This window comes from Microcystis sp. T1-4 (assembly GCF_000297435.1).
Taxonomy (GTDB): domain Bacteria; phylum Cyanobacteriota; class Cyanobacteriia; order Cyanobacteriales; family Microcystaceae; genus Microcystis.
In genome coordinates, this window is record NZ_CAIP01000132.1 from 1 (window position 1) to 22,398 (window position 22,398).

General features: G+C 43.2%; 21 protein-coding genes and 2 pseudogenes. 10 read left to right on the plus strand and 13 right to left on the minus strand.

The window, feature by feature from the left end:
• Window positions 1–175: 175 nt before the first annotated feature.
• The 4 genes from MICAI_RS07810 to MICAI_RS07825 all read right to left on the minus strand — a co-directional run bounded on the left by MICAI_RS07810 (window position 176) and on the right by MICAI_RS07825 (window position 3,917).
• Window positions 176–706, minus strand: a complete 531-nt coding sequence (locus tag MICAI_RS07810) for a type IV pilin-like G/H family protein (RefSeq protein WP_008200037.1) — start codon at window positions 704–706, stop codon at window positions 176–178.
• Window positions 707–1,055: 349 nt separating this feature from the next.
• Complete coding sequence (locus MICAI_RS07815; protein WP_008200040.1) at window positions 1,056–1,442, minus strand: DUF4164 domain-containing protein; 387 nt, start codon at window positions 1,440–1,442, stop codon at window positions 1,056–1,058.
• Window positions 1,443–1,528: 86 nt separating this feature from the next.
• Window positions 1,529–1,840: a DUF4164 family protein gene (locus MICAI_RS07820; RefSeq protein ID WP_008200042.1), complete on the minus strand. Its 312-nt coding sequence runs from the start codon at window positions 1,838–1,840 to the stop codon at window positions 1,529–1,531.
• 103 nt (window positions 1,841–1,943) lie between these two features.
• Window positions 1,944–3,917 carry a M48 family metalloprotease gene (locus MICAI_RS07825; protein WP_008200043.1) on the minus strand — a complete coding sequence of 658 codons (1,974 nt, stop codon included), beginning with the start codon at window positions 3,915–3,917 and terminating at the stop codon, window positions 1,944–1,946.
• Window positions 3,918–4,301: 384 nt separating this feature from the next.
• Here MICAI_RS07825 and rpmF point away from each other — a divergent pair, with 384 nt between their 5' ends.
• Window positions 4,302–4,484 (plus strand): 50S ribosomal protein L32, encoded by a 183-nt coding sequence (gene rpmF, locus MICAI_RS07830; protein ID WP_002742494.1) that lies wholly within the window; start codon window positions 4,302–4,304, stop codon window positions 4,482–4,484.
• 88 nt (window positions 4,485–4,572) lie between these two features.
• Entirely contained in the window at window positions 4,573–5,172 is a 600-nt protein-coding gene (locus MICAI_RS07835) for a sulfite oxidase-like oxidoreductase (RefSeq protein ID WP_008200046.1), read from the plus strand.
• Window positions 5,173–5,288: 116 nt separating this feature from the next.
• Here MICAI_RS07835 and MICAI_RS07840 read toward each other — a convergent pair whose 3' ends face one another.
• From MICAI_RS07840 to MICAI_RS07855, 4 genes are all read right to left on the minus strand, one after another.
• On the minus strand, window positions 5,289–6,752 hold the full coding sequence (locus MICAI_RS07840) for a tetratricopeptide repeat protein (protein ID WP_008200048.1): 1,464 nt from the start codon (window positions 6,750–6,752) through the stop codon (window positions 5,289–5,291).
• Window positions 6,753–6,762: 10 nt separating this feature from the next.
• Window positions 6,763–8,058 carry a P-loop NTPase fold protein gene (locus MICAI_RS07845; RefSeq protein ID WP_008200050.1) on the minus strand — a complete coding sequence of 432 codons (1,296 nt, stop codon included), beginning with the start codon at window positions 8,056–8,058 and terminating at the stop codon, window positions 6,763–6,765.
• 310 nt (window positions 8,059–8,368) lie between these two features.
• Window positions 8,369–8,620 (minus strand): BolA family protein, encoded by a 252-nt coding sequence (locus tag MICAI_RS07850; RefSeq protein ID WP_002755721.1) that lies wholly within the window; start codon window positions 8,618–8,620, stop codon window positions 8,369–8,371.
• 71 nt (window positions 8,621–8,691) lie between these two features.
• Window positions 8,692–9,339: a hypothetical protein gene (locus MICAI_RS07855; protein ID WP_008200056.1), complete on the minus strand. Its 648-nt coding sequence runs from the start codon at window positions 9,337–9,339 to the stop codon at window positions 8,692–8,694.
• Window positions 9,340–9,569: 230 nt separating this feature from the next.
• Between MICAI_RS07855 and MICAI_RS07865 the strand changes: the two genes are divergently transcribed.
• The gene (locus MICAI_RS07865) at window positions 9,570–10,139 is read left to right on the plus strand and encodes a Uma2 family endonuclease (protein WP_008200058.1); all 570 of its coding nucleotides are present in this window, start codon (window positions 9,570–9,572) and stop codon (window positions 10,137–10,139) included.
• Window positions 10,140–10,304: 165 nt separating this feature from the next.
• Here the strand turns inward: MICAI_RS07865 and MICAI_RS07870 are convergent.
• The 3 genes and pseudogenes from MICAI_RS07870 to folD all read right to left on the minus strand — a co-directional run.
• Window positions 10,305–10,703: pseudogene (locus MICAI_RS07870) on the minus strand (hypothetical protein); the annotation flags it as partial.
• Window positions 10,704–10,806: 103 nt separating this feature from the next.
• Window positions 10,807–11,418: pseudogene (locus MICAI_RS07875) on the minus strand (hypothetical protein); the annotation flags it as partial.
• A gap of 267 nt (window positions 11,419–11,685) precedes the next feature.
• Complete coding sequence (folD, locus tag MICAI_RS07880) at window positions 11,686–12,543, minus strand: bifunctional methylenetetrahydrofolate dehydrogenase/methenyltetrahydrofolate cyclohydrolase FolD (RefSeq protein ID WP_002735754.1); 858 nt, start codon at window positions 12,541–12,543, stop codon at window positions 11,686–11,688.
• A gap of 89 nt (window positions 12,544–12,632) precedes the next feature.
• On the opposite strand from folD, the gene MICAI_RS07885 reads away from it, so the two are divergent.
• The 4 genes from MICAI_RS07885 to ctpB all read left to right on the plus strand — a co-directional run bounded on the left by MICAI_RS07885 (window position 12,633) and on the right by ctpB (window position 15,648).
• Window positions 12,633–13,343 (plus strand): hypothetical protein, encoded by a 711-nt coding sequence (locus tag MICAI_RS07885; RefSeq protein ID WP_008200065.1) that lies wholly within the window; start codon window positions 12,633–12,635, stop codon window positions 13,341–13,343.
• 26 nt (window positions 13,344–13,369) lie between these two features.
• A complete protein-coding gene (locus tag MICAI_RS07890; RefSeq protein WP_008200066.1) occupies window positions 13,370–13,729 on the plus strand; it encodes a four helix bundle protein in 360 nt (119 codons plus the stop codon).
• 31 nt (window positions 13,730–13,760) lie between these two features.
• Window positions 13,761–14,180 carry an NUDIX hydrolase gene (locus MICAI_RS07895; protein ID WP_008200068.1) on the plus strand — a complete coding sequence of 140 codons (420 nt, stop codon included), beginning with the start codon at window positions 13,761–13,763 and terminating at the stop codon, window positions 14,178–14,180.
• Window positions 14,181–14,322: 142 nt separating this feature from the next.
• Window positions 14,323–15,648: a carboxyl-terminal processing protease CtpB gene (gene ctpB, locus MICAI_RS07900; RefSeq protein WP_039899822.1), complete on the plus strand. Its 1,326-nt coding sequence runs from the start codon at window positions 14,323–14,325 to the stop codon at window positions 15,646–15,648.
• Window positions 15,649–16,025: 377 nt separating this feature from the next.
• Here the strand turns inward: ctpB and recR are convergent, their stop codons facing one another.
• A complete protein-coding gene (gene recR, locus MICAI_RS07905) occupies window positions 16,026–16,616 on the minus strand; it encodes a recombination mediator RecR (protein ID WP_043999193.1) in 591 nt (196 codons plus the stop codon).
• 142 nt (window positions 16,617–16,758) lie between these two features.
• The gene (locus tag MICAI_RS07910; protein ID WP_008200075.1) at window positions 16,759–17,292 is read right to left on the minus strand and encodes a DUF4330 domain-containing protein; all 534 of its coding nucleotides are present in this window, start codon (window positions 17,290–17,292) and stop codon (window positions 16,759–16,761) included.
• A gap of 297 nt (window positions 17,293–17,589) precedes the next feature.
• Between MICAI_RS07910 and speA the strand changes: the two genes are divergently transcribed.
• The 3 genes from speA to MICAI_RS23425 all read left to right on the plus strand — a co-directional run.
• Window positions 17,590–19,629, plus strand: a complete 2,040-nt coding sequence (gene speA, locus MICAI_RS07915) for a biosynthetic arginine decarboxylase (RefSeq protein ID WP_008200077.1) — start codon at window positions 17,590–17,592, stop codon at window positions 19,627–19,629.
• Window positions 19,630–19,715: 86 nt separating this feature from the next.
• Complete coding sequence (locus tag MICAI_RS07920) at window positions 19,716–21,731, plus strand: ribonuclease catalytic domain-containing protein (protein ID WP_008200079.1); 2,016 nt, start codon at window positions 19,716–19,718, stop codon at window positions 21,729–21,731.
• Window positions 21,732–22,224: 493 nt separating this feature from the next.
• On the plus strand, window positions 22,225–22,398 hold a 174-nt coding region (locus MICAI_RS23425), incomplete at its 3' end, for a helix-turn-helix domain-containing protein (protein ID WP_071989019.1).

The following is a 22,398-nucleotide window of genomic DNA, read 5'->3' on the forward strand; positions in this document are numbered from 1 at the left end:
TTCCCCACTTCCCCATTCCCCCACTTCCCCACTTCCCCACTTCCCCACTTCCCCACTTCCCGAAAAAAATCAAAAGCGCAAGGTTTATAAGAGAACATTTCCCTGCCACCTTCCGCTAGATTATCAATTGTTGGTTATTATGCCAGAAAGCTTTTAAGCAATCTGGGAAGAATATCTATCTGATTTGTGTGCTTCCATCCGCACATTCCGCAGTACCATTAGTTACAGTCGCCTGGGCAAGCGTATCAGCCGGGTTATCTGTTTCACAAATAGCCGCACTGAAAACACCCGCATTGGTTTGAGCTACCGCAGCAGAGTAGTCGCGAATATCGTCTTGGTAATCGTCGATAGCCACAGCATTAGTTCCAGCCTCCTCCTGAAGGGGTGCTATCCCCTCTTCAAATAGATAGTATTGAGGTGCTGCTATAGATACGGGCAACTGGTTCTGAGCCGCGTCAGTGGAGAATGTTCCAAAAGAACCTGTTTCCAAGCGGTGAGCCTGTTGAGCGCGGTTAATGCTAGCGAGGTGGGTGCGAGCTTCCGCTTGTCTGCCTTTGGCTACCTGACCGAGGAGGTTGGGGAGAGCGATGGCGGCGAGTACACCGATGATGATAACGACAACTAGGAGTTCAATGAGGGTGAAACCTTTGTTACGGTTCTTTTTGTTGAGAGCTTGGAGGAGTTTGAATTTGAAGGTGGAGTTCATAGGTATATCCTTTGGTAAGTGTTTTTTGTTCTCTATAAACAACTTACCCACCTGTTTCAGAAAACCTATCACCCTTGGGAAAGATTTTTTTTGGGGTGGTGGGGGAGTGGGGTGATGGGGGGGTGGGGTGATGGGGGGGTGGGGTGATGGGGGGGGTGGGGTGATGGGGGAGTGGGGGAGTGGGGTGATGGGGATTTTCCTGAATTTAGGTTTGACAAGAGGTATAATAAGGTTTTAGGACTGATCGTCAACATGACTAATAATGCCGATAAATGGCTACCAAAAACCCCAAAATCCCCAAAACCCTAAGTTCCCATTTCAGGTTAGGTTTAAGTATCGGGGGTAACTTCTAGGGATTGGGGAAAAAACCAAAAAGTTTAGCAGCGCCTCCCAAGACAGCAACCACCAAAGCTATCAGAATCCCCCGGTTGGTGAACTCCTGATAACCAACCCGTGCGGTTAATCCCTCGATTTTCTCGTCTAATACTTTAATATCGCCTTTTAACTCTCCCTTGAGTTCGGCCTGTCCGATTTCTACTTTGGTTAGCCGGTCTTCTACCTTGTCAAATCTCTCATCTACCTTGTCAAATCTCTCATCTACCTTGTCAAATCTCTCATTCATCCGTTTTTCAAGGGAGTCGATTTTCTCATCCATCCGTTTTTCAAGGGAGTCGATTTTACTCTCAATCCTAGTTAGGACAGCTTCTAGGGAATAAGTTACAGTTTCGTTAGACATTTTGCTATACTCCTCTGGGGTTTTCGGGTTTTTGAGCGGCCATTTATTATGATCATAAGGCCTCTAGCCTTGCCTAGGAGCCAGTTCTAGGGATTGGGGAAAAAACCGAAAAGTTTAGCGGCACCTCCCAAGACAGCGACCACCAAAGCTATCAGAATCCCCCGGTTGGTGAACTCCTGATAACCAACCCGTGCCGTTAATCCCTCGATTTTCTCGTCTAATACTTTAATATCGCCTTTTAACTCGGCCTTGAGTTCGGCCTGTCCGATTTCTACTTTGGTTAGCCGGTCCTCTACCTTGTCAAATCTCTCATCCATCCGTTTTTCAAGGGAGTCGATTTTACTCTCAATCCTAGTTAGGACAGCTTCTAGGGAATAGGTGACAGTTTCGTTAGACATTTGCTAGACTCCTAAAGTTATCAATAGTTTTCGGGGTGTGAGACTGGAGAATTTTAGGGATTGGCGCTCAAAGATTGGCTATTATCCCAGCAACTACCTAACGCTAGAAAAGGGATAATGTGACTGCGATAATTAAACCGGAGACTAATAGGACAAAACCGCTAACCAAAGACCAAAAAGGGGGATAAACCCGAATATTTCCGCCAGAGTGAGTTATTTGACTCCATTCGAGACGAGGAGATAAATCGCGACGAAACCAACCGAGAATCTGTACTGATGTATTATTTATTGCTGCCATGGGGGGGTTAGTAGTCCTGATTTTATGCCAAAAACCGAAACGATAGTTAGGAGCGAGGGGAATTATGCCGGTGCTATCTTTCAGAAAAAAATTCTTTCCCTGAGCAATTAACTCACCGTGGAGTCGGACGGGGATAGATGGGAGGGGATGACTGTAAGGATTATCGGTTAAAGAAAAAATATCGCTGAAACTAGCATTTTTGAGAGGAGGATAACTGGCTAATCGATTGATAATTATACCCAAACCCCCAGCGACTAAAATTAGCCCCAATGCAGCCCAAGAGCTAAATTTCAGACCAAGAAAACCAGCGATGACAACCCCAATAATAAAGCCTAGTCCCCAGGCATAATATAAACATAGTCGCAGCAAAAAGTTTTGATGGAGTTTCTTGCGATCTAATTCTATTTCTTGGCGTAATATTTCCTCCAGACTAAATTCTATATCTAGATCCATCTGTCGGGCATAGTTAGCTAAAGCGCCAATCCTTTTACCAGTCAGGGGATGATTAGATTGCCACTCTAACCATTTTGCCCAAGGATTATATATATCCCAGAGAAAACTCTGTCCGATCCGGCGAGACTCCAATGCGATACCATAAACGTTACCGGCAATGATCCCATCCTGCTCCTGGGCAATATTTAATACATTTATACTTAATGACAGGGGACTGGACTGGGCAGTTTCTTGGACTAAACCAAAGGCAATTTTTACTAAAGCGCGGGCCAAAGCATTGGGATTACCGGTAACTTGGGCAGCAAAATGATCGGCGAAGTATTCCCTAGTACGAGACAGATAAAGACTGCAAAAAACAAGAATTTGCCTAAAAATAGTGATAATTGATGAGAGAAGGCCTAGAAAAACTGTGTCTTTAAAACTATTACCTTGATTTTGAGCAAAAGAGTCGATATAACAGCTTAAATGGTCGAAACTAGCACAGATAGTCATCATGGCAAAGTCTCCCTGCCAAATATGCCCTAATTCATGAGCATATACCGTCGCTAGTTCCTCATCGTCGAGATAGGTAAATAAACCTCTGCCAACTACTAAGCGAGCATTACCCCGTCGAGAGCCATAGGTAAAAGCGAGGGGCTGTCCATCTTCGATAATGCCTAGTTTTGGCGGTTCTAACCCTTTTTCTCGGCATATACGCCCGATTACTGCCGCCGATTCTGGGCTATCCCGTTTAATTTCCGCTAAGGACACCCAACGCACTCGATACAGACGTTCTTGTGTCCAATCAATTAGATTCGGGGCGATAAAAAGGATGAGTCCGCCTAAGAAACTCGTCAAGAGCAAGGCAATAATTACACCCGTCTCCCCAGGGATGGGGAGCAAACGGATAATTGCAAAAAAAAGACTCGACACCATAGCATAAAAAGCCGTGATTGTCAATAGTTTAGCAAAAATAAGTCTATTGGCGGGGATAACCCGGCATAACCGCACGCTTACCTGTGCTGCTCGTCCTGCCTTGGGCAGCGATCGAGATTTGACCCCATTAATGGCAATACCGGGGGTTTTTTGTTCAGCACTAAAGATTGTCAGTAATCCTTTGGCCCACTGACTAACTTCCTGATCAAGATGATTTTCTAATTCCAAGGCTAATGCGATCGCTTGTTGCCGTTGATTATTGCCGCGATAGGCCCGAGCAAGAGCCATTTTAGCCTGAATATATAAGGGAGAATAAAAATTAGCCGATTGTTGACAATATTCTTCCAGTAATTCCACCGCTCTTGCGTAATCCTTTAGCTGCAGACATTTTAATCCTTCTTCCAGTGACATAGATATACCTTAGCTGTTTATCTATCTTTAGAGATACCCAGAATTGTAGGAAAGATTAAAGGAGTTGGGGAAGTGGGGGTGTAGGGTGTGGGGTGTGGGGTGTGGGGGATTTTTCAGTGAGCAGTAAACAGTAAACAGTAAACAGTAAACAGTAATCAGTGAACTTAAAACTCTGGGTTCGACGGTAGTGACCATGATGGAAATTACTTGACTACATAGCTATATAGGATTTTAAACATAAATAGGTAAGCCAATGATAAATATTAAGTTTTATCAATATTTTGGGCAGTAGTGAGGGAGGGAATCGGACAAGTTGGCGAGCCGATTAGGGAAATAGGGAGTAGAATAGAAAGGTTGTGAGTCTATAACTATCGTTAAAATACTATGGCTTGTCCCAAGAAGAAAACCTCAAATGCCAAGCGCGACCAACGGAGAGCGCACTGGAGAAAGCAAGCGGCTCGGGAAGCGCAAAAAGCCTTATCTTTGGGTAAATCTGTCCTTTCTGGTCGTTCTAACAGCTTTGTCTATCCCACTAAAGAGGAAGAAGAAGGGGAAGACGAGGAATAACTTGATAGTGGGGAGTGAGGTTGAGAAAACCTTTTCGCTCCCTAATATTTTAAGATTTGTTTAGGGTTTTCGTTGTGAGTCTCAACTAATGTTAGGCAAATTCTTTAAAAAACCAGAATCTCCCGATCAAGACCGAGTTCCCCCGGGCCAATATCTCGCTAGTGGTTTTCCTGTGCTTACCTACGGGGATACTCCCCAAATCAAGACCGAGGAATGGTTATTTAAGGTTTGGGGAAAGGTGGCCACGACTAAAATTTTTAACTGGTCGGATTTTATGACCCTACCGCAGTCGGAATTTACCAAGGATTTTCACTGTGTCACCCGTTGGTCAAAATTAGATGTGACTTGGACGGGAGTTAAGGTATCGGATTTGATGACCTTAATTGACCTGCTGCCGGAAGCTACCCACGTCATGCAACACTGTTACGGGGGTTATACCACCAACCTCACCCTAGAGGAATTCCTGCACGAGGATAATTTTTTCGCTTTTCAACTGTTTGGTCAACCTTTACCCCCCGACCACGGGGGTCCGCTGCGCTTAGTTGTCCCCCATCTCTACGCTTGGAAAAGTTCTAAATGGATTAATGGCTTAGAATTTCTCGATCGAGAGCAATCGGGTTTCTGGGAACGTAATGGCTACCATCGACGAGGTGATCCCTGGTTAGAGGAACGTTATGGCGGTTTTTAACCAGTTTTGGCTTAAAATCGGGTGAGATTAGCAATCAAGTCTGGTAATTACTAGCATTAAAACAAGCAAAAGTCAAGGGGTAAGCAACAAATTTTTACTCGATCGCAACTGGGTAATTATAATCTCCGAATTGCCTGATCGCACTTTTGAACATATCCTGCTAACCCCAATGCTTGAAATAATTCCCGCGACTGAAGATATGCTTCTTTCGCTTCCGATATACGATCGAGTTTATAGTAGGTAAGTCCCAGATTAAACAGAGTCTTTGGTTCTCCTATGATATACCCTATTTCCTGAAAGATTTCTAGGGACTTTTGATAAAACTCGATCGCTTTTTGGTATTCTCCTAGGGAATCGTAAACATTCCCCAAACCTAGATAGGAATAAGCTTCTCCTGTTATATCAGAGATTTCCCGTTTGATCGCTAAAGACTGTTGATGAAACTCGATCGCTTTTTGGTATTCTCCTAGGGAATTGTAAATATTGCCCAAATTATTGTAACAATACGCTACTCCCCTTATATCATCAATTTCCTGAAAGATTGCTAAGGACTGTTGATAAAACTCGATCGCTTTTTGGTATTCTCCTCGGAAACGGTAAGCATTGCCTAAATTATTGTAGGATTTCGCTTCTCCCCAGCGATCTCCGATTTTCTGAAAGATTGCTAAGGACTGTTGATAAAACTCGATCGCTTTTTGGTATTCTCCTAGGAAATAGTAAATACCTGCTAATGAGTCGAGACTCGCAACTAAATCAAGTTCTAGATTTAACTCTTTTTGTAAATCGATCGCTTTTTGATAATACTCGATCGCAAGCTGTTGTTCCTGACGATAATCTGACAATGGCAGATTTAATAAACGAAGGTTATAAATCTTAGCTAAACTGGCATATAAACTCGCTAGTCTTGGCTCTTTTTTGCCTTTATTTACCTCGATTTGCTCGATTAGTTCTAACAAGTCTTCTTTAGAGATTGAAGGAATATCTTTATCTATAGTAATTTCGTCAAAAGATTGTAAAATTGGTAAAAATTCCTGACAAGGTAAAAAGTTACTTGGAGGAGAAATAAAGCGAAAAACTCCTTTTCTCCAACTCCAAAAATCGGGGGACTTTTTGCGTAAATTTACCTCCACTGTGCTTGTTACCCAAAGAACAATGGAATAGGGAAATTCTCGCAATCCTTCCCTTGTCCATTGCAGATAACCAAAAAATTTATCTAGTTCCGATTTTTCCCGTTGCCATTCGGTCGCAACGCGCTCGCTACGCGAGATCAAGTGTAATTTTTCCACTCCTGTGGTTGTGATCACGGCGTTTTTGCTTTGTAATAACTCTGGTTTTCTGGAGACTAAACTAGCAATTGCTGCTCTTAAACTCGGTTCTTTTTGATCTAAATCAATCCGATAACAAGGGATTACTGGTTCTAATTCTTGGCTATAGCGATCGATGATTTCTTCTCGCAATTTTTCCTGATCACACACACAAATCAATATATTTAATCTCTCTTGATTTGCCTCTAGAGAGACGATTAAACCTTCGTATTCTCTTTCATTTTGGTCAATAATTGAAGATGTTTCATTATTCATAATATGCCATTCAAATTGTTCCTCTTTTTTTCATTAACTCAACCACAATCGGATGCACATTATACCAGAGATCGCCATTGCGGTATTCCAAAATATATAAACCATGCAACAGATCTAGAAAATTTTGATCCTTGAGATCCTTCGGTTTTGACTTTTCATAAACAGTTTTAATAATTTCCTCATCTGCTGTACCGATACTTTCAGCAAAATCGAGACTAAGTTCTGTGATTGATTGTTCTAAAACAGCTTGATTAATTTTTAGGGTATTATCATCAGGATAACGACGAACCGATCGCAAACAAACCCGACAGCAATCATTAGTAATGCGAATTAATTCTCGTAACACTCCCCCACTATAAAGACAAATTTTTTCGAGGGTGTCAGGATCGATTAAAGCGGAATCGATGCGCTTAGTGATAATCTCGGTTAAAGTGGCAATAATTTGCGGATCGGGTATAGCATTAGGTGAATTAATTTCTCCCTGTTTAAAGAGTTTATATACAGGCATTTGTACAATCTGATCATTAGTTTCTGTTTGGAGAGTTGCCTTTAAAGCTACCTCTCTTAAAGCGGCGATCGGAATAGTCATAATAATCCGAAAACCGGGCAACATAATCGCTTTAATATGGGATTGAAAAATATCCCTTACCTGTGCTAAGTCAATTTTATCAATGTCATCAACAATTACTAAGATTTTTTTCTGACTTTGGGACTCGATCGCACTAGCTATAATGTTAATTTGGGCAACTAGATCGGTAATTCTCCGCTCATATTTTTGTTTGATTTCCTGGCGAATAGTCGAATTAATCTTGAGAATTCCTTTAATGTGAGCTAGTAAAGAAGAAAAGTTAAAACCTGTTTCGAGAGTGGCATCTGCTTGATTAGTTTCGGTGCGAATTTGTTCAGCAAACCATTGATAAAAGCTTTTTTTAATAGAATCTTTAATAGTTAAATTTTGGGCTTCCGCTTCTGACATCATCTGAACGGCGATCGAGAATAAAATATTAACATGATTTACGTCTGACATTTCGATCATGTCTGAGATCGAGAAGAAAACAACAAAATAGCGATCATCTAACTTTCTTTTAAATTCGTAGAGTAGGGTTGACTTACCACAACCCCGATGTCCTGCTAGAATAATTTTTCCGTCTTCCGAAGGACTATCTTCGACCAATTGTTCTAATTCGTCGATAATTTCTGTGCCGTATTTAACAGCAAAACGCTGTAATTCTTTATCCGATCGCAGGGGTAAAAGTTCCAAATTGCGATAGGCTTCTCGAAAGGGTTCCAGTAAAGGACTAACCATGAGTAATTAGGGGTTGCTGAAAAAGTTTTTCGTGGGGGTAGGGTGTGGGGTGTGGAAATTATGAATTATGAATTATGAATTATGAATTATGAATTATGAATTATGAATTATGAATTGGGTAGTTGGCTCTTCTAGGTTCTGTGTGATAAGTTTAACTTATATAGGATCGATCAATCTTTGTGTCCTTTGTGTCTTTGTGGTTCCTTCCACTCGCTCGCCAGAAAGAATGTATCTTAGAATACATTTTGTCCACCAAACCTAAGAGAGCCAAAAAACTAACTGATAACTGATAACTGATAACTGATAACTGTTATTTTTCTGCTGCCCAACTGTCGGGAGTGTAGGTTTTTAATGCCAAAGCATGGATGGCTTCGGTAGCGAGTGCCGATTGTAAAGCGCCATAAACCATTTGATGCTGTTTAACGCGGGTTTTGCCAGCAAATTCGCCAGAAATAACCACCGCTTCCAAATGATCGCCACCTCCCGTTAAATCCCGAACCATCACCTGTGCATCGGGGATTTGTTCTTGAATCATCGCTTCTACTTGGCGAAAGTCAACCATCTTAACTCCTCAAAACAATTAAAGATACTCTGATCCCATTGTTACCGAAAGCTCGTCAATGGGGACAAAATTTACTGCTGTGGGGGGGAGTTGTTAGGAGTTGCGGAGGTGGGAGTCGGTGCGGAGATGGGTGTGCTGACAAATCCCATCTCGTAGAGTTGTTGATAGCTTTTTTGTCCTAATTCACTGGTGGGGTTTTGGGATTGAATCACCTGAATTAACAAAGGAACCGCCAATTCTGGCTGATTTTGCGCTCTATGGACCAAAGCAAGCTTATAGGTGGCTTCATCCCGCATTTGTCCCGTGTTTAAAGCACTTTGACGCTGAGAATCGAATACTTTCGGGTCAATTCCTGAGAAACTATTAGCTAATTGCAGATGATAGTTAGATAGTTGGTTAAAAATCCGACGCGCTTGATTGAGTTTCTCCACAGCGACACTGTATTTAGCGGCATTAATAGCGGCGTTCGCTTCTTCCACTAAACGTTGTCCCCCCTGAAGACTCAACAGACTATCAGCTTGATTTAATGGTTTTAATTCGTTAGGATCACTGGCGGGATTGTTAGAGTCGGGGGTTTGTGCTTGTCCGTCAGGTGCGATCGCAATCACTAAACCGATTACCAGAGTGAGCAGATAAATTAAACTATAAGGCTGTTTTCGCTTAACCATAAAATTTCTCGACTTAATGTTCCAGATGGGAACGGCTATTTTTTTTAACATCGGCAACTGGCCTATAGTAGCTTTTTTGGGGCAGTTTCGATCCGACCCCAGCTTTCTAGACGTTAGCTCTAGCGGTTTTGTCGCCATGGCAAGCGCTGATTTTTCCCGAAAAATCAGTACAAGTCCCCAAAAAGTTAATTTATCCCCCCGATTAATTGTTTAAATACCGATAATTCACCCCTTGGCAAGCTGCCCAGATAGAATAAAGAAAAAGTAGGAGTTTATTTAAAATGTCTGTATCACTGATTACCCGTAAGTTTACGGTGGAAGAATACGAAAAAATGGCAACCCAGGGAATAATCAAACCTGATGAAAAGGTGGAATTAATTCGAGGAGAAATTATCAAAATGTCACCGATGGGAACTCGTCATGCTTCTAGTATAGATAGATTAACACAGTTATTTTATCGAAAATTTGGCGATCTTATTCTCTTAGGAGTGCAAAATCCGATTAGATTAAATAATAACTCTCAACCAGAACCAGATTTAAGTTTACTAATACCTCGATCGGATTTTTATGTTGATGCCTATCCTGGTCCCCAAGATATCTATTTAATTATTGAAGTTTCTGATTCTACCCTCGATTATGATCGCTATACTAAAATCCCTCTTTATGCGGAAGCAAATATTCAAGAAGTTTGGATTATCAATCTCAAGGAAGAATGTTTAGAAGTTTATCGTCATCCGCTGCAGGGTAGTTATCAAGCTATGCAGAAATATTATCGAGGTGAAAGTATTTTTATTGAATTCTTTTCAGAAATAGAGTTAACTTTAATTGAAATACTCGGTAATATTTGTTAAATTAAATTCTAGAGCGTTTCTTATACTATTTTCTTTATTTCTGAGTAGGTAGGCGTTAAAAATTATCAGACACCACCCTTATCAAGGGGGGCAGGGGGGATCGAACCTAAAATCCATTTTTAATTTAATTATATTATAACCAGCTACTTGGCAGGCATCCTACTATTAGCTTTCTAAGAGATGGCGGTACTTTTCTCCGAGATTTTCCGTTGCTTTGGTTAATTTTCCCTTTTCGTCTAGGATGGGTAGTTTCATGATTTCCGATGAAGCTTTAATTAAAAGCAGTACCTCCCGAAACTTGGCTGCATCTTCCTCTAGATGGGGATTAAAAGTAGCTCGTGACTCCAGTTCATTTAAACTCTGAATAGCTCTACTATTCAGACTATTAACGAGGTATTGTAACTCCTTAATTCTGCGCTGAACTTGTCCTAAAAAACTCTTACTTTTATCTAACTGAGCTATTTTATTATCCACTTCCTTGGCGTATTCGATAGCTTTAGTTAGGGCTTTTTTCCCTTCTCCTCCTAAGACAAAACCACCAATCATTAAAGCAGGTCCGACGGTAAGTAGTCGTGCAAAATAAATTTCCTAGTGAAGATAGGCAAGAGGCAATAGGCAAGAGGCAAAAGCTTTATCGAGATGTGTAATTAATTTTGCTTAGGTACTTAATACCTCCTAAAACCACTGTTCCCAAAGCCATACCACCACCACCGGCAGCTAAAGAACCACCTCCTAACCATGCTAAGGTAGCATTCCAAGCGGCTACCCCACTAAGTCCACTAATTGCTGTTCCTGTACTAGCAGTACCGAAAAGACCAATTAATCCTAGGGTTGTCTGACTGGCTGCCGAAGCGACTCTCACTGCTTTTAAACCCCCCACAGCCAAACTTTGCGCGTCTAACACTTCTGCTTTATATTCCTTGAATTGTTCGGCAGAAAATCCCTCAAACCCTTCTAAGAAGCGTTGATGGGATGGGGAGGAATTTTGACCAAGTCTTTGACCTATTCTTTGATCAATTCTGCTAATAAACTTAATAAATCTGCCGATGGTGTTGATTTTGACATTAATTTGCAGTTGACCGTATTCTTCCGCGAATTTTTGGGTAGCTTGAAACTTTTTTTCTAGGGATTTGTTGGCTTTTTTGTATCTTTGTTCGGCACTTTTGCCAATTTTTTGCGCCTTTTGTAGCTTGGATACACCATCAGCACCAGCACTAACTCCCACACCAGCAGTAACTAAGGCCGCCGCACCAAGAATAATCGGGATAATAAAGATCATGACCGAAAAGCTCCTAGTTTATTCAGTTTTGTAAAATTCTACCAACATAGTTAAAAAAAAATCAAGGATTGTATCGGTAGAATTACGGCCCTCTTATTCTTTGTGTGATTAGTTTAACTTATATAGAAGCGATCAATCTTTGTGTCCTTTGTGTCTTTGTGGTTCGTTCCACGCACTCGCCAGCAAGACTGTATTTTAGAATAGATTTTACCCACCGAACCCAAGAGAGCCGAATCACTGAATAGCTGATAGCTGGTAGCTGAGGATTTATAACTTGCGTTCGTAACTTAACAAGGTATTTTTTAATAACATTGCCACCGTCATCGGACCGACACCCCCGGGAACAGGAGTAAGATAACTAGCCACTTCTAAAACCCCAGCATAGTCCACATCTCCCACCAAACGGTCAGCGACGCGATTAATCCCCACATCCACCACCACCGCACCAGGTTTTACCATATCCGGGGTGATTAAATTGGCTTTACCGACCGCAGGTACTAAAATATCGGCACTTCTGGTTATTTCTGCCAGATTTTCTGTGCGCGAGTGAGCAATAGTTACCGTAGCGTTTTCCTCCAATAACATTAAAGCTAAAGGTTTCCCCACTAGAATACTGCGACCCAGTACCACCGCGTGCTTACCAGCTATGGGAATATTATATTCTTTCAGCAGTGCCATGACCCCCGCAGGAGTACAACTGCGGATACAGTCCTCACCCCGCACTAAACCGCCTAAATTGAGAGGATGTAAGCCATCAGCATCTTTTTTCGGGTCAATTTGGTAGAGAAGGGAAACCGCATCTAAATGCTTAGGTAAAGGTAATTGAATTAAAATCCCGTCCACCCGCTCATCTTGATTGAGACGGACAATTTCCGCTAAAATTTCTAGTTCACTTGTATCGGTGGGAAAATGACGACCAAAAGAGGCCATACCGATTTTAGTACAAGCTTTCTCCTTATTGCGGACATAAACGGCACTAGCGGGATTATCCCCCACCATCAACACCGCTAACCCCGGAGGTCTTCCCATTGGAGATTTTAGCGTCTGGATGCGCTCTCCTAGACCAAGTTGGATTTTTTGAGCTAAGGCTTTCCCGTCGAGAATTTGGCAAGTAGTTACGGACATTCTATGATAATACCGAGAACAAAAATCTTTCGGATCCATTCTATGGTCAAAAAGATTGGCTAATCGCACTCGTTAAGGTTAAAGCAAGAATGTCTATTCAGACTCGTGTAGGGCGCATCGGCAGTTTATTATTATTGCTAGGGTTATTCGGTTGTAGTACCCTTGCTGACCTCGGTATTGCCGTTCCCTACATCGGTGATCCTCCCCTAACAGCGATCGAGCAATTACAGGAAAAACCAAAAGGCGCTTTAGTTTATCTTAGGGGAACTGTCAGCAATTATGCCCCTTTTTTAGCGGGAGGGGCCTATCTTTTGCGGGATGGTTCCGGCAAGATTTGGATTCGCACCAATAGCAATAAATTACCCCGTCAAGGCGAAGAAATCGTCATTAAGGGCAAAATTGACTTTGAGGCTATTCCCCAAGGTTCCCAAACCATCAACGAATTGTATGTGCTGGAATTAGAACAGATGGATGCAGTAGCAGTTAATTCGGTTCCCACTCCTTCCCCGTCCCCGGAAATTAAACCTTCCCCCACCTCAGAAGTTAAACCCCCAGAAAACAATTCTCCCCCAGTTTCAACTAAACCCCTCGAAAATCCCCGACAGGTGACAATTCCCAGCGCAGCTGAAACGAAACCCCCAGAAACTCCCGTCGTTACCCCCGTTAAACCCAATCCACCCGCGCAACCCGTCGCGGAAGCGATTCCCCCCAAACCCCCCGCAGTGGTTAAACCCGTCCCAGACCCCCTTGATGCTTTCTTTTTGCCCCATAAACAAAGCGAGAAAAACAGTAATCAGTAATCAGTAATCAGTAGCGGGGCAAACAGATGGAGAGTAAAGTTTATGACAAAGCTTATAAGTTTGCCCTTAGGATTGTTAAAGGCTATAAATATTTGTGTGAGACTAAACAAGAATATATTTTGTCAAAACAGCTATTAAGGAGTGGCACTTCAATCGGGTCTAACATTGCCGAGGCTAATGGAGCCATTTCTCAAGCTGATTTTCGAGCTAAAATGTCAATAGCTTATAAGGAATGTCTAGAAACAAAGTATTGGCTGTCTCTATTGAAAGACACGAATTACATAGAGGAAAGAGCCTTTCAAAGTATCAATGATGACGCAGAGGAAATTGGTAAAATGCTTTGGGCTATTCTAAAAACCTGCCAAGAAAATACCAAAAACCGATAACTGATAACTGATAACTGATAACTGATAACTGATGATATTTGTTGCTTTGGCGATTTTGGAACAGGACGGTCGATTTTTAATGCAGTTGCGCGACGACATCCCGACGATTCTCTATCCGGGGGTGTGGGGTTTATTTGGTGGTCACTTAGAAGCGGGTGAAAGTCCAGAAATAGGGTTAAAACGAGAGTTAAAAGAAGAAATTAACTACGAAGCTCCTAGTTTACGCTATTTTCGCTCTTATAACGATGATAATCTCTCCCGTTATCTTTATCATGTACCCCTGACCCTGGAATTAGAAAAATTAGTGCAAACGGAAGGGCAAGATTTAGCATTATTACCTCCAGCTGCCATCCGTCAAGGGGAATACTATTCCCAGAAGATTAATCAGACTCGTTCTTTAGGAAAAATTCATCGCCAGATATTACTCGATTTTATAGAACTAGAATTATAGTGGATATTAGAGCCAGACAAGGAACTCCCTTATCTATACGGAAGTCGTAGTTAACACTGCTCCTCACCTCCCTCGAAGGCAAAATGCTCCCGCTTTTTGAATGGCTTTATTGAAACGTCAATCTTATTTTGGCCTTGTCTTTATGAACCAGTCGCGTCCCTCGTTCGTTTCCGTGCAGAAACTCCTATCTGGAGGTGCGATCGCTACCCTAGCAGTTAGTTCCCTGATGGTCCTCACCCCCGCAGCCAAAGGGGAAAAACCCTTAGAAGATAACCCGAAAGCAGTCATCGACCAGGTTTGGCAAATTGTTAATAATGAATTTGTAGATCGTGGTTTTCATCAAATTGATTGGCAAAAAAAACGTCAAGAATTGTTAAGCAGAAATTATACTAATCCCCAACAAGCTTACACGGCAATCCGGGAAGCTTTAAAGGAATTGGGTGATAGTTATACCCGTTTTTTAACTCCTAGTGAATTTTCTGTCCTCACCAGTCAAACCTCCGGAGAATTATCGGGAATTGGCATACGTTTGTCCCTCGATCAGCGCACTAGCGATCTGATCGTTGTCGATACGGTGAAAAAATCCCCCGCCAAGGAAGCAGGAGTAAAAAGCGGCGATCGCCTGATCAGAATTAATGGCAAACCCACCGCTTTAATGACCCTAGAACAGGCAATGGAGGCACTACAGGGAGAAGTGGGTACTAGCGTTAGTTTACAGCTTGCCCGTCCCGATCGAGGCGTGTTTGAAGTGACTTTGACCCGGGTAGATATCGAAATCCCCTCGGTTAGCTATACCCTGAAACAGGAAGGTGGGGTGAAAGTTGGTTATATTAAACTAGATGAATTTAGTTCCCACGCAGCCGAACAAATGAAAGAGGCGATCGAGGAATTAAGTCAACAACAGATATCCGGCTATGTTCTCGATCTGCGGGGCAACCCCGGCGGGTTACTATTTGCTAGTGTCGATATCGCTCGCATGTGGATGAAACAGGGCAAAATCGTTAGCACCATCGATCGACGGGGCGGAGATCGTCAATTTAGTGCCAATAACACCGCTATTACCGATTTACCCCTCGTAGTTTTGGTTAATAAAGGTTCCGCCAGCGCCAGCGAAATCCTCGCCGGGGCCCTAAAAGAAAATGGCCGGGCGACTTTAGTGGGTACATCGACCTATGGCAAAAGTACCGTCCAATCGGTACACACCCTCTCCGACGGTTCTGGTTTAGCGGTGACAATTGCCCGTTATTATCCCCCCAACGGCGAAAATATCTATAAAAAAGGCATTAAACCCGATGTGCAGATTGAGTTAACCCGGGAACAACAGCTGCGCTTCCGCGATGATCCTTCTTTGCTGGGAACTAAGGATGATCCCCAGTACCAACAGGCGATCTCAGTCCTACAATCCCATAATGTTAAACGTCCAGGCACCGGCAATCTCAATAACCCTTTGAGTAGTCGGGCTGAATAATTGTCCTCAATAATGTCTAAGTAGGTGGGTGGAATTAAATATAAGATGAACGTAGGTTGGGTTGAAGCATGAAACCCAACGCCCGCATAGTTTACACTACCGCTAACCCATCCTACAAATAATTGTGCCTCCCTACTTAGGGTTTGCGGCAAAAAGTACGGGCGAAGCATTCGGATAGAAAATCTACGTTTCACCGATAGGTTATTGCCCGAATGCTTCGCCCCTACAGGACACGGGCCGATGAAGACGCAAGGTGTTGAAGCACGATTCTTTCAAAATCTTGCACCTGTTTCACGAGAAAAGCCACAAAACCCTTACCTTGCCTACATTTCACATTTATTCAGCAAACCCTACTTAATCCCAACCTTGGCGAGATTTTACAATTCCCGACGACCTTCTAAAGCTCTCGCTAAGGTTACTTCATCAGCGTATTCCAGATCGCCGCCCATGGGCAACCCGAAAGCGATACGGGTAACTTTAGTGAAGGGTTTCAGTAAACCCCCAATATACAAAGTCGTGGTTTCTCCCTCGACACTGGGACTGATAGCTAAGATAACTTCCTGAATTTTTTTCTGGCTGACTCTGGTGACTAAAGACTGTATATTTAATTGATCCGGTCCAATGCCATCCATAGGTGAGATAACACCGCCCAAAACGTGATATTTGCCCGAATATTCCCTAGTTTTCTCCAAAGCAATCACATCTCTGGAGTCAGCCACCACACAGATAGTCCCCGTTTCCCGGTTGGGATTGCGGCAAATTTCACAAATTGGTTCGGCCGAAAGGTGAAAACAAACCTGACATAATCCTACTTGTTTTTTCGCTGCTACGATCGCCTGGGCCAATTCGATCGCATCTTGTTCTGGTCGTTTGAGAATATACAGGGCCAGACGTTGAGCGCTTTTGGGTCCGACTCCGGGTAATTTTTGTAACTGCTCGATCAAACGAGCTAAAGGCGGTGTATAAATAGCAGTTAATCCTCTTATCAGTTATCAGTTATCAGTTATCAGTTATCAGTGGGTAAGTTATCAGTTATCAGATTTGAGTTTTCAAGTGAGCAGTGTTAAATAGAAGTTTCCTGCTGTCTTTTCACTGTTTACTGGTCACTGATTAAGACCTTTTTGGTAAACGGACATCGATAACACTGGTGTTGAAATTATAATTATCTCCTTCTAACTCGATTAAAGTGCCAATTTTCACCTTTTGACCGCCAACAACCGCACCGGTATCGGTAACTTCCGCTTGACCACTGAGAGTCATGATCATATCTTGAGAATAGTTTTCCGTGCGGGGATCGGGTAGGACTTTCACACTACCATCCGGCTGCGGAACTAAGACATTTCTCGATAAAGGTTTAACATTTTTTATATCCACTTGACCGGCTGGTTGATTACGAATAACAATATTAGTTTTCTTCTCGGTATTGAATTGATTAATCAAAGCGTTGGGATTAAGAACACTTAAACCCCGGACAATAACATCCACTTCTATGGGTTCTTTGGTCACTTGAGCGATCGTACTTTTACCACTCGTCCCCGGCACAACAAAAATACCGATAATTGTCAATAAAATTACTAAGGCCGCTCCGATATCAAGCAAGCTAAATTTACCGAATAAACGTCCTTTTGAGTCTAATAAATTCATAAGCGGTTCACTATAAAATTTTGGGGAGAAGGGAATGGGGAGTTGGGGGATAGGGGTGATGGGGAGAAGGAATTATGAATTATGAAGTGGGAAGTGGGAAGTGGGAAGTGGGAAGTGGGAAGTGGGAAGTGGGGAGAAAATACAAATAATCTCCTAACTCCTGTCTCCTGAATCCTGTCTCCTGAATCCTGCCTCCTAACGGCTAATAGATTCTATCACGATCGGAATCTTGGTCGCAGACAGGAAGTCTGACTTAAGATAGAAGATCGGAGTCTCACACGGAGCGATCGATAGACAATGGCGGGTAAAACTCAACTTAAGAAACAAGAAAAGCAATTATCTCCAGTGGATCTGACCCCTTCTGACGGTAACAACCTCGAAAAAGTTGCCCCCGTTAAACATTGGTCGATCGAAGATAGCGAAAATCTCTATCGCATCCAAGGCTGGGGAGAACCCTATTTCTCGATCAATGCCGCAGGAAATATTACCGTCTCGCCCCAGGGAGAAAGGGGCGGTTCTTTGGACTTATACGAGTTAGTTTCGGCGATTAAGCGGCGGAATATCGGTTTACCGCTGTTAATTCGGTTTAGTGATATTTTGGAAGACCGGATCGAGCGCCTGAATGCCTGTTTTAACCGAGCGATCGCCCGTTATAATTATCCCAATGTCTATCGCGGTGTCTATCCGATCAAGTGCAATCAACACCGTCACATCGTCGAGTCTTTAGTGCGTTTTGGCAAACCCTATCAATTTGGGTTGGAGGCTGGTTCAAAACCTGAGCTAATGATTGCTTTAGCGACCCTAGAACCTGCCTTAAACGGCAAAAATGACAAAACACAACCATTGCTAATTTGTAACGGCTATAAGGACAAAGAATACCTGGAAACTGCCCTATTGACCACTCGTCTCGGTCATCGGCCTTTGATTGTCATCGAACAATTGGAAGAATTATATTTAACCCTGCGCGTCAGTCGTCAGTTAGGAATTGCCCCACATTTGGGAGTGCGTGCGAAACTGGGGACAAAAGGGGTGGGCCGTTGGGGATGTTCCACGGGAGACCGGGCAAAATTCGGTTTAACCGTCCCGGAAATCCTAACGGTGGTGACGGAATTAGAACAAGCGGGGATGTTAGATTGTCTGCAACTGCTGCACTATCATATCGGGTCGCAAATCTCCGCTATCAGCGTTATTAAGGATGCCATTCGCGAAGCTAGTCAGATTTATGTGGAATTAGCGAAATTAGGGGCAAATATGACCTATCTTGATGTGGGGGGTGGTTTAGGGGTCGATTACGATGGCTCAAAAACTAACTTCTACGCCTCAAAAAACTACAATATGCAGAATTATGCTAATGATATCGTGGCTGAGGTCAAAGAAGCTTGTGAAGATGCCCAGATTTCACCCCCAATTCTCATCAGTGAAAGTGGCCGGGCGATCGCTTCTCATCAATCGGTGTTAGTCTTTGATATCTTGGGAAGTAGTGAGGTTCCCCAAAACCCTCCCGATCCCTGCAATGGGAAAGAACACCTCATCCTCCGTAATCTCTGGGAAACCTACACGGGTATCGATGAGCGCAATTATCAGGAAGCTTATCACGATGCGGGACAGTTCAAAGAGGAGGCGATTAGTCTGTTTAATTTCGGTTATCTCAGTCTCAAGGAACGAGCTAGAGCCGAACAATTGTACTGGGCTTGTTGTCACAAAATTCTGCAAGTGGCCCGACAACAGGATTATGTTCCCGATGACTTGGAAGACTTAGAGCAAATTATGGCCTCAATTTATTATGCCAATCTCTCGGTTTTTCAGTCAGTTCCCGATAGTTGGGCGATCGATCAACTATTTCCAATTATGCCGATCCATCGTCTTGATCGAGAACCTACTCAAAGAGGTATTCTCGCCGATTTAACCTGTGATAGTGACGGGAAAATTGCCCAGTTTATCGATTTGCGCGGGGACATAAAATCAGTTTTAGAATTGCATCCTTTGGAGTACAAAAACGGTAAACATTCTCCGGAACCCTATTATCTAGGAATGTTTCTGGTGGGTGCTTATCAAGAGATTATGGGCAATTTACATAATCTTTTTGGCGATACTAACGTGGTACATATTCAGATGAGTCCCAAGGGGTACGATATCGAGTATCTAGTCAAAGGAGATACGATCACGGAAGTATTAAGTTATGTGCAGTATTCTGCGGAAGATCTGTTAGAAAGAATTCGTCTTCGTTGTGAACAAGCTTTGCAGGAAAATCGCATGACTGTGGAAGAATCCCAATTACTACTACAGGATTATGAACGCAGTTTGCGGCGTTATACCTATCTAGTGGGTGGGGATTGATGATTGCTCTTGCCGATCGAGTAATCGATCGAGGATGATAGAAAATAGACAAAATAGACAAAATAAATAGGCAGTAAAGGAAAACAGTGGAAAAGGGAACGCTGGTAGAATTTCGAGTGCAAGGAGAAAGGCGCTTAGGGGTGATCGATCGCCCAGAAGGTAAAAAAGATTGGATCGTCATCGATCAGGGGGGAAACCCGCATAAACTGCGTCCCCAACGCTTCGATTACATTGTCAAAGGAGGTCCGTCCAACTATAGGGAGATCGGCAATTTTCTGCGAGAAGTCCAACCCTATCTAGATCCTAGTGGTTTAGAAGTGGCCTGGGAATTATTAGCCGGGGAAAATCAGTTAGTCACTCCCGAAACCATGGCCGAGATACTCTTTTCCGATCGTGGTCCGCAGTTTTGCTATGCAGCCCATTGTCTCTTGAGTGATGATAAGGTTTATTTTAAAAATAAAGGGGATGGTTACGAGGCCCGCTCGGAAAATCAGGTAGAGGAAATCAAACACCAGCTAGAGGTGGAACAACAGCGTCAACGGGAAAAAAGCCAATTTCTCCAACGTCTCCAACAGGCCCTGGCCGGTGAAACGGTAGAATGGTCAGAAAGCGATCGAATTCGTCTGGAATCTCTAGAAAAATTTATCCTCCAACCCGAACAAAAATATCCGGCAGCCATGGACATACTCTCGCTGCTAGGCCGTTCCCAAACCCCCGAGGCTGCTTTTGAATTGTTAGTCGATTTGAAATGGTGGAGTAGTCACGAAAACCTTTTCCTGCGACGCAGTTCCTACCCCGTTCAATTCTCGAAAAAGGTACTTGATGTGGCGCGTCTTAATTTACTCAATCCCCCTGCGGATGCGGATGTCAACAATCGTCTCGATTTAACCCACCAAAAAATTTATACCATCGACGATGAAAGTACCGAGGAAATCGATGACGGATTATCGGTAGAAATTCTTGCAGATGGTGGTCATCGTCTCTGGATTCATATTGCCGATCCTAGTCGTTTAGTGTGTCCCGATGATGAATTAGACCTAGAAGCGCGTCGTCGCAGTACCAGTCTCTATCTTCCCACGGGAATGGTTCCGATGTTTCCCCTAGAATTGGCCGCAGGTCCAATGAGTTTGGTACAGGGTAAACTTTGTCCTGCCTTGAGTTTTGGGGTAATCCTCGATGAAACGGGAGCGATCGCCGATTATCGGATCTATCCTAGTACAATTAAACCCACCTATCGCCTCACCTACGAAGATGTGGACGAAATGTTACATCTGGATCTGCAGCATGAACCGGAAGTAAGGATTCTCAACCGTTGGGCCAAACAACGCCACGCCTGGCGCAAATCTCAGGGATCGATTAACATCCAAATGCCAGAATCATCCATTAAGGTGAAGGATAACGACGAAATTATCGTAGAATTGCAGGAAGTTTCCCCATCTCGGCAATTAGTGGCGGAAATGATGATTTTAGCCGGAGAAATCGCCGGTCGCTACTGTCAGGAACACGAGATCCCCGTGCCTTTCCGCGGACAACCACAACCGGAATTACCCCCCGATGAGGAGTTAATTTTACTACCTGCGGGCCCTGTGCGTTCCTGTGCCTTGCGTCGCTGTATGCCGCGCAGTGAGATGACGACGATTCCTAACCGTCATGCTAGTCTGGGATTGAATACCTATTCCCAAGTAACTTCGCCAATTCGCCGTTATACTGACCTTTTGACCCATTTTCAACTAAAAGCCCATCTCCGGGGCGATCAACTGCCTTTTACCCGGGATAGAATGCAGGAAATTCTCTATAGTGTCGCTAGTTCGGCCCAAGAGGCCACCTCGGTGGAACGACAAACTAATCGTTATTGGAGTTTGGAATTTCTGCGACGACAGGGAGATCAAGTCTGGCAAGCTTTGGTGTTGCGCTGGCTGCGGGAAGAAGAAAATTTAGGCTTGATTTTATTGGAGGAATTGGGGTTAGAATTACCCCATCGTTTTGAGCGTTCGGTATCTTTAGGCGATCGCTTTCAAGTACAAGTTAGTCGCGCCGATCCCCACCGCGATGAGATCCGTTTTCGCGAGCTATCGGGTTTTGTCTCCTCCCAAGCAAGTTAATCTCTCGGGGAGTCAGTATTCAGGAGTCGAGAGATAGGGTGATAGGGATTTACGGGGTTTAGGGAAATTTCAGCCAAATGCTCCACTACCCCACACCCTGCCACCACCGAAAAGCTTTTTGCCGCAAACCCTAAATAAGGTTCTTCGGTTTGTGTTATGCAATGGACGGAGGTTATAAGGGATGAAACTCTTATAGAGAAAGGCATTTGGCGATTTTTATCAATTGTTTTCGATCTAGAGCGAACTAATCAATTAAATCTCTTGCCAGATAAGAATTTAGTCGATTTATGCCACCCTATCGAACTATACTAAGTAACGAAGAACCATACTTGTCAATGTAAAGTTTTATTACAGGATTCAACGTTTCTGACCCTGATGTTCTCTATTCTCTGGTTACTCATCGGAAATTTTGGGTCTGAAACCCCGCCGTTCTACGACGGCTTTGCTGTTAAATATGAGCATCGTTTACGAAATATATGCTAAAATGTGAGGTATGGAAAAAGCCTATTCTTACCGATTTTACCCAACACCCGAACAAGAGTCGCTATTGCGGCGCACATTGGGCTGTGTAAGATTAGTTTACAATAAGGCTCTCCATCTCAGAACACAAGCATGGTACGAAAGACAAGAAAGAGTAGGATATACTGAAACTTCTTCAATGCTAACC

Coding starts and splice junctions, on each gene's coding strand:
- MICAI_RS07825 (WP_008200043.1), bottom strand. CDS start 3,917: ATGTCACTGGAAGAAGGATTAAAATGTCTGCAGCTAAAGGATTACGCA.
- speA (WP_008200077.1), top strand. CDS start 17,590: ATGGCGGGTAAAACTCAACTTAAGAAACAAGAAAAGCAATTATCTCCA.
- MICAI_RS07850 (WP_002755721.1), bottom strand. CDS start 8,620: ATGGTTGACTTTCGCCAAGTAGAAGCGATGATTCAAGAACAAATCCCC.
- MICAI_RS07855 (WP_008200056.1), bottom strand. CDS start 9,339: ATGTTAAAAAAAATAGCCGTTCCCATCTGGAACATTAAGTCGAGAAAT.
- rpmF (WP_002742494.1), top strand. CDS start 4,302: ATGGCTTGTCCCAAGAAGAAAACCTCAAATGCCAAGCGCGACCAACGG.
- MICAI_RS07815 (WP_008200040.1), bottom strand. CDS start 1,442: ATGTCTAACGAAACTGTAACTTATTCCCTAGAAGCTGTCCTAACTAGG.
- MICAI_RS07895 (WP_008200068.1), top strand. CDS start 13,761: ATGATATTTGTTGCTTTGGCGATTTTGGAACAGGACGGTCGATTTTTA.
- MICAI_RS07820 (WP_008200042.1), bottom strand. CDS start 1,840: ATGTCTAACGAAACTGTCACCTATTCCCTAGAAGCTGTCCTAACTAGG.
- MICAI_RS07835 (WP_008200046.1), top strand. CDS start 4,573: ATGTTAGGCAAATTCTTTAAAAAACCAGAATCTCCCGATCAAGACCGA.
- MICAI_RS07840 (WP_008200048.1), bottom strand. CDS start 6,752: ATGAATAATGAAACATCTTCAATTATTGACCAAAATGAAAGAGAATAC.
- folD (WP_002735754.1), bottom strand. CDS start 12,543: ATGTCCGTAACTACTTGCCAAATTCTCGACGGGAAAGCCTTAGCTCAA.
- MICAI_RS07810 (WP_008200037.1), bottom strand. CDS start 706: ATGAACTCCACCTTCAAATTCAAACTCCTCCAAGCTCTCAACAAAAAG.
- MICAI_RS07890 (WP_008200066.1), top strand. CDS start 13,370: ATGGAGAGTAAAGTTTATGACAAAGCTTATAAGTTTGCCCTTAGGATT.
- MICAI_RS07845 (WP_008200050.1), bottom strand. CDS start 8,058: ATGGTTAGTCCTTTACTGGAACCCTTTCGAGAAGCCTATCGCAATTTG.
- MICAI_RS07910 (WP_008200075.1), bottom strand. CDS start 17,292: ATGAATTTATTAGACTCAAAAGGACGTTTATTCGGTAAATTTAGCTTG.
- MICAI_RS07865 (WP_008200058.1), top strand. CDS start 9,570: ATGTCTGTATCACTGATTACCCGTAAGTTTACGGTGGAAGAATACGAA.
- ctpB (WP_039899822.1), top strand. CDS start 14,323: ATGAACCAGTCGCGTCCCTCGTTCGTTTCCGTGCAGAAACTCCTATCT.
- MICAI_RS07885 (WP_008200065.1), top strand. CDS start 12,633: ATGTCTATTCAGACTCGTGTAGGGCGCATCGGCAGTTTATTATTATTG.